Source organism: Shewanella acanthi (assembly GCF_019457475.1).
Lineage (GTDB): Bacteria > Pseudomonadota > Gammaproteobacteria > Enterobacterales > Shewanellaceae > Shewanella > Shewanella acanthi.
This window is the reverse complement of sequence record NZ_CP080413.1, coordinates 3,270,231-3,287,100: the sequence shown is the minus strand read 5'-3', so window position 1 is coordinate 3,287,100 and position 16,870 is coordinate 3,270,231. Positions and strand designations below refer to the sequence as shown.

Here is a 16,870-nt window from a genome sequence, read left to right as displayed (position 1 = left end):
GCTCCTTAGTTAAAGTGTCCTGTGTGGCAAGTGGTGCATTCCATATCGGTTTTCACGCTTGCCGCTTGTTCATCAATAGTGCCACTGGCGCCATGGCAGCTTTGGCAGGCTTGAGTTTCACCTGAAGGTTTAGTGGCTACAAGGGCGCTGATGTCTTCACCTTTGTAGGCGCGATTGAGTAAATCGACTATGTAATAGGTCATTGATGCGGATAGACGTAGACAACGTTCGCCCTTTTTCGCGAAAGGGAGATTAGAGGCGCGTGACCAATTACTGATTGAGGAGTGGCATAGCACACTGTTGGAAATCGACGTTTTCCCCGCTGCCACGGATTTTTCTGCTGTAGTGGCTATGCCTGTAAGAAAGGCATCGTCGGCATATGGGAGGGGGGTTTTCTCATAGTAGCGGAAGGCATTGGCGATAATCGCGCTATTTTGGTCATTGATATCATCTAAAATATTGACCAGCATACCTATGCCATTAAGGTTACCGCAAATAGTACCTTGGCTTGCGATCCCACCACCGCCATAGGCAGTTAACGCGGTTGGAATTGTTTTAAATTTATCCGCATCGACACTCGCCGATTGTGCAAGCATAGTGATAACTGAGTGGAACACTTGGCGCATGCAGCCGCCACTGGTCTCGTAGGCAAGTTTTGCCGTTGCCATAGCGTCAAGTGGGACGTACTTAAGTTTTTCTCCCATCTCTAATTGGTATTGACCATTTTCGTCGGTTGCAGCAAAGGCAGATGTTCCGACTAAGGTAGCACCTGCTGCCGCGGTGCTGATACCGATAATGCGTGTTAATGCTTGGCGACGATTCATACTCATCATTAATATCCTCATGTCATTACTTAATTTATCAATCAGTTAATTTGGCTGATGACTTAAGTTTATTAAGCCAAGGGATAAATAATGTGATTTGCACTCGGGGATCATAATGCCCCAATTGGGCTGTATCTCTAGGGTGGTATACAGTGATTGATTCTTGTTTTAGATTAAAGGTTAAATCTTTTGTTAGCTAAACCGATTGTACTTTGTGATAGATCACGTCATTTGTCACATTTACGTGAATTTATGTTGAATTGACTCTCTGATAAATGTCATTTACGACTGTGATCTGGCTTGGATTTTTATCCATCGCTGTTAAAGCAAGCATGCGATTAGTTCACGAAATCAAACTCTTTACCGCTTGAGGTTAAGGGGATCACAGTAATCATTAGTTATCTTGCATAGACTCAATGCCATGCTTTTATTTACGCGAGGGTGGGGTTATGCAAGTGGGGGGCTGCTGGTTTGATCGAGAACGGGGCTTACTCATTGAACAGACCAGTCAAGAGTCTTGGCACCTGCCTCGTGCTGAGCTGCAGGTGCTTTGTCTGCTGGTTGAGCATCAGGGGAAACTGGTATCTAAGCATGACCTCAAAACGGGTGATGGAGTCCACACGCCGCTAACCGATACATCCCTAGCACGCGCGGTGTTTAAAATACGCTCTTTTCTTGGGCCGCAACATGAGGGTCTAATTGAAACCGTTAAAGGTCAGGGCTATTTACTCCATTCGGTACAAGGGGGGGCATCTAAGCGCCTGCTTACCTCCCAATTACTTGCTTTGCCAAGCTGGAGTCTATGGTTGGTTTTTGGTTTTATGCTGGCATTTATCGTTTTCTATATCCGCCTCATCGACCATAGCGCTCCGACCAATGCAATCCAATCCAGTCAGATTTATTTACCATCGGGTCAAGTGATCCAACAGCATCTCTATGCCCAGTCAAAAACTAACAATACCTTGTTATTCGAGTTGGGGGAGCGTCTTAGTCAGAGTTTAAGTCTGTGTTCAAGTAGTAATTGGCAGGAGGCATATATTTCTCTTTCCCATGATAAACAAGTGCTAAACATTACCCTTAGAGGGCAAAAACTGGGGCAGTCGGTTGTGAGAAATCTAAAAATTAGCGATCTGAGTAGCCCTAAGAAGTTTATCGATTCCGATTGGTTACAGGGGGTAGAGATCTGTGACTAAGTGGTTTAAGTGGCTATTAAATTTTCTGATCCTGACAGCGCTTATTGTGGCCTGTGGGGTTATTTACCAACAATGGTTGGCCAGCAAAGCTGTCATTTTGAATTGCAGTTCCGAGTTATTTGACCGTCAGATGCAACAGGTGGATGAAGGCCGGTATTACCTACTTGTCGATGTGCTTATTTCGGCAAAAAATGCTCAGATTAATTATCGCTATTTTAATCTCGATGGCAGTAGTGCAGGAATGATTGCGATGCAAGGAGACTTGGCGAGCATGGAACTGAATCGCAAAACTTACAATGTGTCGGTCAAAACCAAGACAGAATCAGAGGAGTCCAACAAGAAGGATTGGCCAGAACATATGAAATACCTCTCCTATATCAGCAGCTTGCACTTTAGTGAGTCTGGTAGACATAATTTGAGTATCGAGGTGTTAGATAGCGATAATCTTCAAGATTATGCCGTGGTGTTATTTCAGCCAAGTAATACGGTTTGCGGCTGTAGAATCGTAAATAGTCGAATTTAATCAGTGTATTTGTGCGGTTTTAGGTTTAGATTATATTTTAATATCCTGTGTTGGGCTCCTAAGTTAAAAAGGTTTTTGTGTCTAAGGTCCGAATTAAGCAAGAAGAATCCCTGTCGATTAAATTCAGCCATCAAATGGAGCAGGGTGATAACCGCCAGCTCGATTTGTACTTCTTTTTGCCTAAAGAAATGGGCATTGATTCACATACCTTAAACGAAGAAGAGTATTACTACAGCGCCATTGTTGGGCGACGTTCCTATTACTCAGAAGGATTACATTTGCCTTTAGTGCAGGGACGATTCGCCAGTATGAATCGTCGCACGGTCGAAGAATTCAGGCTGTACTTAAATCTCTTTGCATACCAATTTGCCCTTGCCATTGAAAACGACGTTAAGGAGCTAAATCGCATCACTGAGGTTGCGAGCTTTTATTCTCAATTGAGTGAAGTGTGCGATCAAGTCACTGTGCTACTGAGGAAATTTCGTCGTAATGAACCGAGCGATCCAAAATGGAAATCCTATTTTGCTAACTCGGATAACTATCTTTCATGGTTTTGCGAGCAGCAACTGTTAAAAGCCATCGCCCATGCGCCACGAAGCAGCGAATTTACTGAGGTGCAGGACAAGGTGTTAACTTTGTGCCGTAATGAATCAGCTTACCGAAACGCCAATAATTACAATTCGGCGCAGACCCAACTAGATGCCAACCGTATCTCCAATAAAATGCTGTTGTTAAGACGCTTAATTCAGCAAGGTGTGGTATTGAAAGAGGAATTAAAACCTCTCGGTGTAGGGCTTAAAAAGTTTACGACAGGGCTTGCTACTGGTTTGGTCATGTTAGTGGTGTCGGCGCTGATTATTGAAGCACAGGGCGTTTTTAGTGGTTTTACCATTGCGTTGGTGGTCACTCTTGCGGTGATTTATGCCTTTAGGGAAATCTTCAAGGAAGATGTACGTAATGCGATGTGGCGGATTATCCAGCGTGGTCGACCCCGTTGGAGCCGTATTTTAAGGGATACGACAACTCAAGCCGTTGTCGCGAAACAATTGGTGTGGCTGGAATTTATGCGCTCACAGGATCTCCCTGAAAAAGTGCATGAAATCCTCAAACACCGCCACAGCCAAAACAAGGTTGATAGCGAAATCCTGCACTATAAGATTGCCACTAAGGTGAGTAATAGTGAGTTTCAAGCCGGTTATTCGACAATTCAGGAACAGGTAAGTTTTAACTTTGTGCCATTTGCCCGCTACTTAGAGCGGGGAAAGGCCAAAATTTATCGTGAACAAGACGGTAAAGTCAGCCACGAATCGGTAGAGCGTCGCTATCAGGTAAACCTAATTTTAGTGCTTCGGGATGGTAAAGAAGAGCCATTTTACGAGCGCTATAAGATCACCATGAATCGTTCTGCCATTGTTGAAATTACCCAGAGCGTGTTACCTGATTCGATAAATCCCCCCACTAAACCTGATGGCGAGTAAAGGCCTGACCGATATTGTGCTGGTTATTTTGCTTGGCGCGTTTTAGTGCGACTTCAGCATTAATAATATATTGCTCAAGGCTTTGCCCTTCTAGGAAGCCTGCAATGCCCACGCTAATTCCCTCTCCTAGCCCATTGCTATTTAGCTTTTCTAAGGTGTGAAGCGCAAAGTAATGTGCTTGAGTCGCATCGGTATCAGGCAATAAAATCAGAAGCTTACCTAGTTGCCAATGCAGTAATTGATATTGGGTAGGCACTTCGAGTAGCAATTGCACTTCGACTTCCTGTTGGCGGGTTTCAAGCTGATCAATGTCGCTCATATGGCTTAGCATACCCTCGGGGTTGATATCCATTAGCATCAGGCTTGAGCCATTGCGACTTTGGGGCGACAGCGAGTTAAAATAGCGCTCAAGATCCGCAAGGTGTTTGAGCACTGTGCTGCGGTGGGGCACAAAACCACGGGGTTCGTTGCCACGAACACTCTCCGCTTGCTCTAGGGTGCAGATGATATAATCGACCTCACCGTCGCTCCCCAAGTGTCCCTTAAGTGTAGCCTGCAGGCAATTTGACTGACGTCGATTGGGTGAGCAAAGTATTTGCCCCTGCCATTGCCCCTGCATGCTAATTTGGGCGCTAATTCGAGGCCACTGGTTACCTATATCGTTTGCAAGCAGCGATCCTAAATCCTGTGTCAACTCGCCGTTTAATTGCATCCATTGGTCGAACAGCGGATTGACTTTGATGAGTTTACCATTTGCATCGGTCAAGGCCGCTGCGACCGTGGTATCGCAGAGTAATTCGTTTAAAAAGGCCTGTTCACGGTTATGGAGGATTTCACTGATATCCTCAAGAGTGACCAGTAGATGCGGTAAACCGCGGCCGATCCGCGGGGCTTGTTGCACTTCCACTTGTAATCGGCTGCCGCCATTAGCCTCCAGAGAGAGTTCATGACTCCAGTTACCCATGAGCTGAACCTGCTCAAGCATCTGGTTAAATGTTGCATCATCTAAATTGAGTGCGCGTTGTAAGCTGCGGTCATCAAGTTCATCGAGTGCCAAACCTGTGGCCGCTGCAGCTTTGGCATTTGCACTGATGATCCTAGCCTGTTCATTGGCGAGGATAAATCCTAGCTTGCTGTTAAACAAGGTATTGGCGACGTCAATACTGTATTGGCGTGAGCGGTGCTGTAGGCGGTAGGTATGACTGAGCAGCAGTCCCCAGCATGCCAGAAGGGTAATGATGAGTGCGGCAACGATGACCAATTGTTCCCATTTAGCAAAGCGGGAAGCAATATCATCGTTACGAATATAGGACAATAAAAAGTACTCTCGGCGGAGTTCAGGTTGCGCCGTCAGTTCGACCTTGAGGTAAACAAAGGTCGCATCATCACCATGGAATTGCCCAAAATTACTCATTGACATTTCCCGCCACAGTGCCGGGTATGTTTGGCGCAGGCTGGCTCCTAAGGTATCGGGCATATGGGTGAGTGGTTCTAATTCACTCACTCCCGCATAGAGCAAACCTTGAGTATCGAGTAAAAGCATGGGCGATTTATTGCTTGAAAACGCGGGTTTAATTGCTTCGAGCATCTGCACCATTGAATGGTAAGTCACCAAATAACCAATGGGTTTTTGGTTGGGCTTCTCAAGCTTTGTCAATTGATACAAGTAGGGCTCAAGCATGCCGTTGTGGGGGGTAAACTCCAGTGCCGAGGTAAACACTTCTTGGCTGCTCAGTTTACGCTCTAATCCAACTAACGAAGGCGGTAATGACTCACTCGTAAAGTTATCAGGGGTGGCAAACTTGAAATTACCCTTTGCATCGTAAAGGGCGATACCTAAAAGCTCGGGAATGTGTTGAACGAGATCATTCCAGTTAGTTTGAAGCTTTTGCTGTGAGTAGGGGGTCGGATATTTAAGGAATTGTCTTAATAATTCATCCTTGGCGAACTGCTGACTGCGAAACTGCTGAAAAGTGACTTTATCGGTAATCAGTGTACCAATGGTTTGCAGTTCACTGTATCTCTGGGTCGCCCATTCTTCTTGAAGGCGGCGCTCTCCAAGGGTGATGATGAGATTCGTCAATATAACCATGCAAACAACCAGCATTGAGATTTGGCTAGCTACGGCCAATATACGCTGATGGGACCAATGAAGCCCCTGTGTCAGGGAAAGTAGGGGGGCAAGAGGATGTATGCTCGATGTGTTATTCAGCATGGGCCGCTAGGGTTGTGAACTGTTAATTCGCCTATGTTAACACGAATGCACTCTTACGACAGCGACAAGTCGCTTGCTAAAGGGGGGCTAATCCAGAGTGACGGCTATCCTATTACTCCTAATACCCTCAGTTTAAACTCGCAGTCATGGGCGGTTACTTGTTCGCGGCACAGGTCGATATCGACCCCCTCTAATCCTTCAATCGCCGAGACTTGGACCTGGTCGATATAGTGTGGTGCTAGGGCGATAAATTGATTCACGGCAGCATAGGAGTTGGCAAGTTTTGGGCGACAATGCTGATTATAGGCCGCTTCATTATCGGCATTGAGGGAGATAGACAAACTGTCAACGCATTCGGCGAGTTCAGGCAGAATGTTTCGCCTATGAACCAGATTACCTAAACCATCGGTGTTGACGCGCACCCGTCCGCCAAGACGCTTAATCTCTTTCGCAACGCTCAGCAGGGTGGGTAAATTAAGGGTTGGCTCGCCATAACCGCAGAACACGTATTCTTCAAAATTGCTAACCTCACCCAGCAGAGGAATGATTTCTTCTGATTTAGGTTGATGGCTTAAATCGAGTTGGTATTCGTGGACTTGTTTACTGCCATTATGCTTTGGACAAAAGGCGCAGCGCAGGGTGCAGCGGCCTGTGATATTGAGATAACGGCTTTGACGAATGTCGTAAACTAGGGTGTCAGACGAAGCATTATCACGGGTGCAGATTTTATGCGGTGTATTGTGCGTGCGTTTTTTATCAAACATCCTTGAATTGGATGGACTTTTCGCTTGAGTTAATGGATTGGGGCTTGGCATAAATTTACTCTTAAACACACTCTGCATTAGGGCAGTGTAACTAATACGCTTGTGAAGAAATGTCTGTGAGATCCCAGTTAGTGGTAAATTCTTTGTCTTGAGAGAATCGGTATTTGCAACTCTTGTAAAAAAAAAGAGAGCCTAAGCTCTCTTTTTATGGGTCTTTATCTTATTTGTAGTGCTCGTCGCCCTTAAGATTAAGCTCAATACTATGGCTTTGCTGCTGAGTAGCAACTTCACGTGCTTTGGGGCGCCACCACCAGTGGAAGAAACGCGAACCGACACGCCTTACATCATCCAGAATGATGTAGAGTAGCGGCACTAAAATCAAGGTCACGACGGTCGAGAACAGGATACCAAAGGCCAACGACGTTGCCATCGGAATGACTATCTGTGCTTGTAAACTGCGCTCAAGGATGATGGGGACTAAGCCTACAAAAGTCGTCAGAGAGGTGAGGATAATCGCTCTGAAGCGATAACACCCCGAATCTACTGCGGCTTGCTTAATAGATTGTCCCTGTTCGCGGGCGCGGTTAACAAAGTCCACTAGAATTAGCGAGTCGTTTACCACCACCCCTGCTAGCGCCACGATGCCGCATAGGCTTAAAATGCTTAATGCAAGACCTTGGATCAAATGACCAAACAGGGCACCAATGATCCCGAAGGGGATCACAGACATAATGATCAGCGGTTGGCTATAGGATTTGAGCGGAACAGCCATGAGTGCATAGATGGCAAATAAGGCAAAGAAGAATCCCTGCAATAACCCAAGCAAAGCATTTTGTTCATCTAAACTGCCACCATCGAGGGTAGTTTGGATCTTGGGATACTTAAGCTGAAGCTGGGGGAGGAAATCCTGCTGAATTTCATTCACGACCTTTGAAGGTTCAACCTTGTCTTTATTGGCGTTAGCAACAATAGTGATTGCCCGTTTTCCATCGACTCGGGTAATAGATGCGAAGGATTCACCCTTCTCAATCTCAGCCACAGTCGAAAAGGGCACAGAGGTACCCTGCGGAGTTCGAATAAGCATGTTTTCAAGGTACCCTACGCTGCGGCGCTGTTCAGCAGGGTAGCGAACCATGACTTTGACTTCTTCTTTATTACGTAAAATACGTTGGGCTTCATAACCATAGAAGCCGTAACGTACCTGACGCGCTAAATCAGACAGGGTTAATCCTAGAGCTTCGGCTTCAGGGCGAATTTTTAATCGGATCTCATGGCTGCCCGAAGAGAAGTTATCGGCAACATCATAAACGCCTTCGTAGGTCGCCAGCTTTTGCTTAAGATCGCGAGCAGCTGCTGATAACTCTTCGAGATCGCTCGATGTTAAGCGGAAGGAAATATCCCCACCAGGACCTGAGCTCGTGCTGGCGTTAAAGTCGAGTTTTTTCACCGACAGTAATTCAGGGATCTGTTCACGCCAAGCTGTAGCGATGGCATCACCATTAACCTTGCGATCTTCCCCTTTCGTAAGCTCGGCGAAAATAAAGGCTGAAGTACGTGAGCTCATATCGATAAAGCTGTGTTTTACGACTTCACCACCGTGTTCTTTAGCCATATTGGCATTCATGCGGTAGAGGGCTTCTTCGATTTCTTGCACAACGCTAAGCGTGTTTTGCTCTGAGCTACCCTCATCCATCTCTAGCTGTACTTGAATAAAGTCAGAGGGAATACTCGGGAAAATCACCCAGCGTACCTTGCCACTGGCGACTAGGGCGATGGAGAGAATAAGCACCCCAATAAACACGGCCACCACGTTATAACGGTGCGCGATGCACCGCTCTAGGAAATTGCGGTAATTATGGTGAATAAAGAACTGTACTCGGTCGTTAAATTTAGCCTTGAAGCGTGCGAAAAAGCCGTTAGCTTCGCTCGGTTTTTTAAACTTCATATGGGCTAAGTGGGCGGGCAGAATGAACTTAGACTCCACCAGTGAAAATGCCAGCGACAGAATCACGACTATACCAATGGATTTCCAGATAATCCCCATCGGACCAGACACTAAGAGCATAGGAATAAAGGCGGCTATCGTGGTGAGAACCCCAAAGGTGGCTGGCATTGCTACTTTTTGTGCGCCGCGAATGACATTATCTAGCGAATGTCCGTGGCGCTCTACCTCGGTATAGGCGCTTTCACCAATCACTATCGCATCGTCAACCACTATCCCTAGCACGAGAATAAAGGCGAATAGGGTTAACATGTTGATTGTCATTGAGAATGGTTCTAATGGCATCACCAACATAGTGCCAAGGAAACACACAGGTAGACCCATCATAACCCAGAAGGCGAGTTTTAGATCGAGGAACAATGCCATGATCACAAAAACCAACAATGCGCCGTAAAACATGTTAGATAACATCATGTTTAGGCGACCTTTAAGGTAGTGTGTCATGTCACCCCAAGTGTCAATTTTGGCATTGGCCGGCAGGGTGGCGCGGCGTTTTTCAACATAGTCCTTGACTTGTTTGGCGATATCAAGGGCATTTTGATCGTTTACGCTGGTCACTTCGATAATGGCGGCGGGTTTGCCATTAAAGCGAGTGTATTCCAAACGTTCTTCAAAATCGTCTTTAATGGTTGCGACATCGGGGAGCATCACTCGGCTACCGTCGGCTCGTGTACTGACAACGATATTGGCAAAATCATCGCCAGTATAAGCTTGGCCCTTAGTGCGTAGCAAAATATCGCCATCTTCGGCGCGAATTGAACCACCGGGTAAGTCGATAGAGGAATTTTGAACAGCTAAGGCTACCTGTGAGAAAGTTAAGCCGTATTCACGTAACTTATCTTCGGAGAGTTCGATTCCGATTTCATAGTCACGCACCCCTGTCACTTTAGCGCGGGTAACAGCGGGAAGTTGCGTCAGGTCATCACGGACGGATTTCGCTAACTCCTTCATATCGTGTAAGGTCATATCCCCATACACTGACACCCAAATTACATTGTTTTCAGGCTCAATCTTGTAGATCTGTGGCTTTTCAATGTTAACAGGGAAGGTGGAAATAGCATCCAATCTGAGCTTGGCTTCATCCAGTACGGTTTGCACGTCATAGTTGTCTTCAACCTCGACGGAAATAGAACCTACCCCTTCACTCGCCACTGAGGTGACTTTTTTGATGCCGTTGATATCTTGGATGGCTTCTTCAATTTTGATATTGATGCCTTCCTCAATCTCCTGCGGCGCTGCGCCTGGATAGGCTACTGAGATGGTGAGCAGATTTAGGTTAACAGAAGGAAATACCTCTTTGTTGATCAAAAAGGTACTAAATAGGCCGCCAATAAGCAGTGCCCACATCAACAGGTTTGCAGCAACCGTGTTGCGCGCAAACCAGGCTAAGATCCCTTTTTGAGTGTCCATTATTTCACTCCAGCGGCCGCAAGACTCGATTCGGGCGCTTCATCCTTGGGCGCCGATACAGGTTTTGCATCATCCCCAATGATCTTAACGACTTGGCCATTAGCCATATTGCTAAAATGAGTAATGGCGACGCGCTCACCTGTTTTAATGCTGTCTTTGATAAATACATGCTCAAGATCGCTTCGCACGACATTGACGTGGCGCATTTCAATCATGTTTTGATCATTCACTATAGCTACTTCATTGTTACGCACTACGTGTCGTGGTAACTGAACTATCCCGGTTACAGTGCGACCTTTAATCAGTGCATTAACAAAACTGCCGTATTTGAGTGGCAGGCTACCCTTGGGTTTGCTGTTACGTAGGTAAGGGTCTTTAATTTCAGCGACTAAATACACCATGCGGTTTTCTGAATCGATCACCCCTTCACTGCGGGTGATGTTGCCAATCCAAGTATTTTCCTTTCCAGCAAGGGAAGCACTTAGGGTGACTTGAGTGTCTGGATGTTCAACGGATTCAAGGTAAGCTAAATCACTGTTAGTGATGGGTAAGCGAATTTCAGCCAGAGAAGTGTCGTAAAGTTCGCCTAGGTTGGTACCTAAGGTGATGTATTGACCTAGATCGACATTTCTTGCCTTGATAATACCGTCAAAGGGCGCACGGATCACAGTTCGTTCTAGGTTGCGTTTAGCACGAGCAAGAGCGGCTTCGGCGTATTTAACGTTAGCCTGTTCTTTTTTCAGTTGCGGAATACGCAGGCCTAATTCTGGTGGCAAGCCCTTGTCGTAACCTTTGAATTCAATTTTGGCGACTTCACCACGGGCGATTTCCTCATTGAGGGCTGCAGTTGCTTGGGCGAGTGAGGCTTCGGCTTGCATTAAATCTGCCTCGTAATCTGAGGGCTCAATTTGTGCTAGTTGCTCACCTTTTTTGACCATGCCACCGGCAACAAATTGTGGAGAAATGCTTAGCACTCTTCCTTGGACTTCAGTGACCAATTGGGTTTTATATTTTGGAGTAACAACACCGTAGGATGGCAGGTTTAGTGAAACCGTTTGCTGTTCCACCAGAGTCACATCCACAAGCGGAATGGGCATTTCCTCGGACTTTTGCTCCGGTGCTTCCTTGGTGCTCATTAGTATTTTCGCGCCAATGATAAACACTATCAGGATCAAGAATGGAGAAAATCTTCGTAGAGCAGTCTTCATCATATGATTGTTACATCCGTGCTAATCGCAAGTGTGCCTAAAATATCAGAGTCGGCATTGCCGATACATTAATTTTTGTAAATAAAATGTATCTAAAGATATTATCGAAGCAGCTGAGGTTTTACTATCTCTTTTGCTAATGAAACTTAAAGATATTCAAATAAATATTAAGTAAAACCGTTAACTAGAAAAAATCGGTGCTGAATTTTGCCATAAAAAAGCCGCGTTAACGCGGCTTTCATGTCATTAAATGTAAAGAAACTTACTGTTTCTTTTTGGCAATTTTAGCCGCCTTTTTCGCTGCCTCTTTCTTGTTATTCTTTTTCGCTGCTTCCTTTGCCTTCACTTTGGCTTTTTTCTTAGTCGGCACTCGGGCTTCTTTATGCTTTGGACGCAGTTCTTCGATAACACGACGCTTCAGCGGTTGCTCGATATAACGCTCAATCTTACCCACGATGCGCATATCATGGGCTTCAGCTAAGGAAATTGCAGTCCCTTTAGCTCCCGCACGACCTGTGCGTCCGATACGGTGAATATATGTGTCGGCCGAGCGTGGCATGTCGAAGTTAATCACATGAGTGATGTCGTCGATATCGATACCACGGGCCGCAACATCGGTCGCCAATAACACATTCACTTCACCCTTAGTAAAACGGCTCAGTGCTTGGAAGCGTTTCTTCTGTTCCATGTCACCGCGCATAAAGGCGCAGGGAATTCCAGCTTTAAGCAATTGACCTTCAAGGCTTGAAACGATGTCCCGTGTTTTTACAAACACGATAGCGCGCTTCACTTCTTCCTGTTGTAGCAAGTGGCAAAGCAAAGCGAACTTGTGAGTCTTATCGTCGGCTAAATGAATCCATTGGTGGATTTTGGCCTTTTCTTTACGTGGTGCATCGACATCGATTTCAATCGGATTGTTCAGGAGTTCACGGGCAAAACGGATCACGCCACCGCCTTCTAAGGTCGCGGAGAATAGCATGTTCTGTTTACGGCCTTGGGCTTCAATCGCGATGGACTTCACTACTGCAGAGAAGCCCATATCCAGCATGCGGTCAGCTTCATCGATAATTAATACATCGACGGATTCGGCACTGAATTTACCTTTGTCTAAGTATTCCATCAGCCGGCCAGGGGTAGCGACGAGGATATCGATGTTGCCCTTTAGGGCTTCTTCCTGCGGTGCATATGGCACACCGCCGGTAATAATCGCGATGTCCAGACCTTGGCCTGTGGCTAAGTGACTGGCATAACGGTGAATTTGGCTTGCAAGCTCTCGGGTTGGGGTGAGGATTAGAACGCGAGCTTGACCCGAATAGCGGCGAGGAAAGTCGATTAAGTGCTGCAGCGCAGGCAATAAGAAACTGGCGGTTTTACCTGTTCCCGTCGGGGCGCGTGCCAGAATATCCCGCTGCTCTAGGGCGTGGGGAAGTGTTTCTTGCTGGATTGTGGTGGGCGAAATATGCCCCATGGCTTTAAGTGACACTAATAAGCTAGGGTCAAGCTGGAAATCTTCAAATTGCATGCGCAGTGTCTCGACGAATAACAGCCCAGCATTATACAAGGTTATGGGAATTAACTTAAATCATTTAAGCCGATGGGATTAAACTTTTGTATCTTCCCTGCCGCTAGATGATTTTGCCTTAGCAAAACAATGGCTGCATTCTGCTTTGACAGAACGAGTTATATTAACAGGCTGATATTTTTTTAAAGATGTATATGATTAAGTTGGATGTAAATCGGCTTTGTTGAGGTGTCAGTCAAGGGATTGAGTGCGCGATCGGCCTTGATGATAAAAGACAGTGCATGCTGATTGGCAGTACCACTGCATTCCAAGCCTTAGCCCCGCTTGGTGAGTCAGTTCAATGGCGAGTTACGATTGAGTTTTACGTATGTGAAGGTGGGCTTTAACGAATGACATTTGACAGGTTATCGCAGTTTTTTATCATTGACTCAGACAGTTTACTGTTGAATGTCTATTACAATCCTTTTTTGGTTTCCCTCTCGATTATTATCGCTATTGCAGCCTCTTTTATGGCGTTTCAGGTGGCATCTCAAGCACTGGTCAGTCAGTCACACCTAAGACAACACATCATGCTTTTTACTGGCAGCATGGTACTAGGGGGCGGAATATGGTCGATGCACTTTATTGGTATGTTGGCCTTCGATTTATGCTCACCTGTCAGTTATAACTTCAAATTGACGGCATTTTCTTTACTATCCAGTATTGCCGCTTCTAGTGTTGCACTGAAATTATTATCCCGCCCAAGTGTTGATTTCGGTCAAGTCGTGGCAAGTGGTGTCTTGATGGGTACAGGGATTGGCGTGATGCATTATGTGGGGATGGCGGCCATGGAAATGGCGCCACTGCTACGTTATGACCCCGTTTTCTTCGTTATTTCAATTGTCGTTGCCATCATTCTCGCCATTATTGCCCTCTGGGTGCGAACAGGACTAAGAAACCTAAGGGGAGCAAGGTTCGGTTCTTTCGGCTGTAATTTTGTTGCCAGTGTTGTGATGGGGTTAGCCATCAGTGGGATGCATTACACTGGCATGGCGGCAGCACGATTTATTAGGCCTGAAGGGCTTGAGTTAAGTCAGCAATCATCTGATATATCAACACATTTGGCGTTATGGGTTGCTGTCATTACCTTTATGTGTATCAGTTTGGTGATGATAGTTAACGTGATTTATAAGTACAAAGAACTGTCACAATTGGCTGAGTCCAATGAAGATAGAATGCGTGCCATGATGAATACCGCCGTTGATGGCATTGTGACCATCGATGGCCGTGGCATTATCGTCAGTGTAAACATTGCCGTCACTCAGATTTTAGGGTGGAGTGCCGAGGAGTTAGTGGGAGCGAATGTCAGTAAATTGGTTCCCGAGCCACTTCGTCAGCACCACGATGGCTACATTGCTAGCTATATCAATACCCTAGAAGCTAAAATAATAGGTGATAGCCGCGAGGTTGAGGCGCTTCATAAAAATGGGAATTTAATTCCTATTCGGCTAAGCATTGGCCATGTGCAGCAGGGCAAAGCGCATTACTTCGTTGGATTTGTTTCAGACTTGACCCTGCGAAATGAGATGGAGCAGGAGATTAAACATAATGAAGCTAAATTTCGCTCCCTTATCGGCAATATCCCGGGGATTGCCTATCGCTGCCAAAATACCGAAGGCTGGCCCATGGTTTTTATCAGTGATGCAGTTGAAGGCATCACAGGTTACCCTGCAACTGATTTTATTCAACCTCATCCTAAACATACCTTTGTAGAGCTTTTTCATCCCGATGATGTTGCCCTGATTTATGAGAAGGTTAAACCACCTAGCTTTAAGCTTGAGTATCGCATCATTCGTCGCGATGGGGAGGTTCGTTGGTTATTAGGACACGGTAATTACATCCATGATGCCATTAGCGATGTAGAGTGGATTGATGGTTTTATCATGGACATCACTGAACGAAAGTTGATGGAGCAGGATCTGCTGACCGCAAAGAACAATGCTGAGCAAGCTGCAGCGGCTCGGTCTGCCTTCCTTGCCAATATGAGCCACGAAATTCGCACACCGATGAATGCCATTATTGGCTTTAGTGACATCATGCTGGAAAGCCCCCTTCAATCGGAACAAAAAAAACAGCTTTCTACTATCAATCGTTCTGCCAAGTCTTTGCTGCATCTGTTAAATGATGTGCTCGACAGCGCTAAGTTAGACAAAGGCAAGCTGGAGCTTGAACAGCGATTATTCTCCCTTACCGATGAAATCGACACTGTTATTTCAACGTTGTGGCTGCAGGCAAAGCGTCAACGATTGAGCTTAGAAGTGGATATCGATTCAAGTTTATCTAGTCATTATATTGGCTCGCCGGAGCGTATACGTCAGGTACTCATTAATCTCGTGGGTAATGCGGTCAAGTTTACGAATGAGGGACGGGTGAGTATCAGGGCATTCCCCGTTGCGGAGGCTAAGGTTTGCTTTGAAATTGAAGATACTGGCATTGGTATGTCGGAGGAGCAATTAAAGCGGGTATTTGAGGCTTTCTCTCAAGCTGATGCTTCGATGAGTCGCAAATATGGGGGCACAGGTCTTGGTACGACGATCAGTAAACAATTGGTTGAACTCATGGGGGGGGAGATTGAAGCGCATAGTGTGTTGGGGAAGGGCAGCTTGTTCCGTTTCTATATTCCGCTGCAGGAAAGTAGCCCTGTCTATCACTCTAAGGATAAAAGTAAAACCGCCTTGCCGGAGTTAACCGTCTTAATCGTCGATGATATTCAACAAAACATCGACCTACTCAACCTGTGGCTGACAAGGCAAGGCCATAGTGTGATTACCGCTAGAGATGGACAACAGGCGTTAGTTCGCATGGCTAATTCACAGATCGATGTGACGCTGATGGATTTACAAATGCCGATTATGGATGGGCTAAGTGCCGCTAAGGCCCGTCGCAAGCAAGAGGTATTAGAAGGTTTACCCCACATGCCAATAATTGCGCTTACCGCCAGTGTGCTTGAACAGGATAAAAGTGCTGCGCAGGAGGCGGGGATGGATGGCTTTGCCAATAAACCCGTGGATTTTGATCTCTTAACCCTTGAGATAGCGCGGGTGCTTAAGCTCGATTTATCATCCAATAACACTAATTCTAAAACACTTCAGCCAAGTTTATGGGTCGATGAGGCGAGGGGCATTAAATTGTGGGGCAGCAAGTTAATGTTCATTAAAGAACTCATGAAATTCATTGCCCAATGGCCTGAAAAACAGTCAGCATTGCTGCAGGCTATCCATCAGACAGATCTCCTCACCCTAAGACAATTGAGCCATAGCATTAAAGGGGTCAGTGGAAATTTAGGTTTGAGCCAATGGATGGAGCAGTTTTCCCAGTTAGAAGCGCTGACCCTCGCCGAAGAAGTGTCCTATGATGCAATTCAAGCGCAATTAGAGATGATTACCACCTCGCTCGTCGCGATTGCTGATTATGTCGAGGCGACGACTTTTGAGGTCAAGGCGAGTGCGAGTGAAGCCGATGTTCCTTCATTAACCACTGAACAACTCCTTGGGCATATTAATGCGTTAATCGCTGCAATTGCCCACCACAGTTTCGAAGAGTCAGATATTATCGCCCTTGAAAACCAAGGGGATGAACATTTTAGGCTCCGTATTGCTATTATTTCTGAAGCACTAGACAACTTCGATTTTGAGATTGCAGAGCGCGATTTGTTAGCCTTAAAACACATCATCAGCCAAGAGACGGAATAG

General features: G+C 46.0%; 10 protein-coding genes. 4 read left to right on the top strand and 6 right to left on the bottom strand.

The genetic code is table 11. The features are described 5' to 3' along the window. Positions 1–5 precede the first annotated feature (5 nt). Positions 6–830 (bottom strand): cytochrome c3 family protein, encoded by an 825-nt coding sequence (locus K0H61_RS14100; RefSeq protein ID WP_220052731.1) that lies wholly within the window; start codon positions 828–830, stop codon positions 6–8. 443 nt (positions 831–1,273) lie between these two features. Here K0H61_RS14100 and K0H61_RS14095 point away from each other — a divergent pair, with 443 nt between their 5' ends. The 3 genes from K0H61_RS14095 to K0H61_RS14085 all read left to right on the top strand — a co-directional run bounded on the left by K0H61_RS14095 (position 1,274) and on the right by K0H61_RS14085 (position 4,018). Next, positions 1,274–2,017 (top strand): winged helix-turn-helix domain-containing protein, encoded by a 744-nt coding sequence (locus K0H61_RS14095; RefSeq protein WP_220050088.1) that lies wholly within the window; start codon positions 1,274–1,276, stop codon positions 2,015–2,017. After that, positions 2,010–2,540, top strand: a complete 531-nt coding sequence (locus K0H61_RS14090) for a hypothetical protein (RefSeq protein WP_220050087.1) — start codon at positions 2,010–2,012, stop codon at positions 2,538–2,540. The genes K0H61_RS14095 and K0H61_RS14090 overlap by 8 nt, the downstream gene beginning before the upstream one ends. A 77-nt stretch (positions 2,541–2,617) precedes the next feature. Beyond that, complete coding sequence (locus K0H61_RS14085) at positions 2,618–4,018, top strand: hypothetical protein (RefSeq protein ID WP_220050086.1); 1,401 nt, start codon at positions 2,618–2,620, stop codon at positions 4,016–4,018. On the opposite strand, the gene K0H61_RS14080 is transcribed toward K0H61_RS14085, so the two are convergent. From K0H61_RS14080 to srmB, 5 genes are all read right to left on the bottom strand, one after another. Continuing rightward, complete coding sequence (locus tag K0H61_RS14080; protein WP_220050085.1) at positions 3,999–6,233, bottom strand: PAS domain S-box protein; 2,235 nt, start codon at positions 6,231–6,233, stop codon at positions 3,999–4,001. The genes K0H61_RS14085 and K0H61_RS14080 overlap by 20 nt on opposite strands. Positions 6,234–6,337: 104 nt before the next feature. Then, positions 6,338–6,997 (bottom strand): TatD family nuclease-associated radical SAM protein, encoded by a 660-nt coding sequence (locus K0H61_RS14075; RefSeq protein WP_258406063.1) that lies wholly within the window; start codon positions 6,995–6,997, stop codon positions 6,338–6,340. A 220-nt stretch (positions 6,998–7,217) separates the two neighbouring features. Beyond that, positions 7,218–10,409: an efflux RND transporter permease subunit gene (locus K0H61_RS14070; protein ID WP_220050083.1), complete on the bottom strand. Its 3,192-nt coding sequence runs from the start codon at positions 10,407–10,409 to the stop codon at positions 7,218–7,220. After that, complete coding sequence (locus K0H61_RS14065) at positions 10,409–11,620, bottom strand: efflux RND transporter periplasmic adaptor subunit (protein WP_220050082.1); 1,212 nt, start codon at positions 11,618–11,620, stop codon at positions 10,409–10,411. Before K0H61_RS14065 ends, K0H61_RS14070 begins: the two co-directional genes overlap by 1 nt. A gap of 259 nt (positions 11,621–11,879) precedes the next feature. Further along, positions 11,880–13,139, bottom strand: a complete 1,260-nt coding sequence (gene srmB / locus K0H61_RS14060; RefSeq protein WP_220050081.1) for an ATP-dependent RNA helicase SrmB — start codon at positions 13,137–13,139, stop codon at positions 11,880–11,882. Positions 13,140–13,528: 389 nt separating this feature from the next. Here srmB and K0H61_RS14055 point away from each other — a divergent pair, with 389 nt between their 5' ends. After that, positions 13,529–16,870 (top strand): MHYT domain-containing protein, encoded by a 3,342-nt coding sequence (locus tag K0H61_RS14055; RefSeq protein ID WP_220050080.1) that lies wholly within the window; start codon positions 13,529–13,531, stop codon positions 16,868–16,870.

What these genes read in the sequence shown, in the direction of transcription:
- K0H61_RS14100 (WP_220052731.1), bottom strand. Translation starts at nt 830, where the DNA reads ATGAGTATGAATCGTCGCCAAGCATTAACACGCATTATCGGTATCAGC.
- K0H61_RS14095 (WP_220050088.1), top strand. Translation starts at nt 1,274, where the DNA reads ATGCAAGTGGGGGGCTGCTGGTTTGATCGAGAACGGGGCTTACTCATT.
- K0H61_RS14080 (WP_220050085.1), bottom strand. Translation starts at nt 6,233, where the DNA reads ATGCTGAATAACACATCGAGCATACATCCTCTTGCCCCCCTACTTTCC.
- K0H61_RS14075 (WP_258406063.1), bottom strand. Translation starts at nt 6,997, where the DNA reads ATGTTTGATAAAAAACGCACGCACAATACACCGCATAAAATCTGCACC.
- K0H61_RS14070 (WP_220050083.1), bottom strand. Translation starts at nt 10,409, where the DNA reads ATGGACACTCAAAAAGGGATCTTAGCCTGGTTTGCGCGCAACACGGTT.
- K0H61_RS14065 (WP_220050082.1), bottom strand. Translation starts at nt 11,620, where the DNA reads ATGATGAAGACTGCTCTACGAAGATTTTCTCCATTCTTGATCCTGATA.
- srmB (WP_220050081.1), bottom strand. Translation starts at nt 13,139, where the DNA reads ATGCAATTTGAAGATTTCCAGCTTGACCCTAGCTTATTAGTGTCACTT.
- K0H61_RS14055 (WP_220050080.1), top strand. Translation starts at nt 13,529, where the DNA reads ATGACATTTGACAGGTTATCGCAGTTTTTTATCATTGACTCAGACAGT.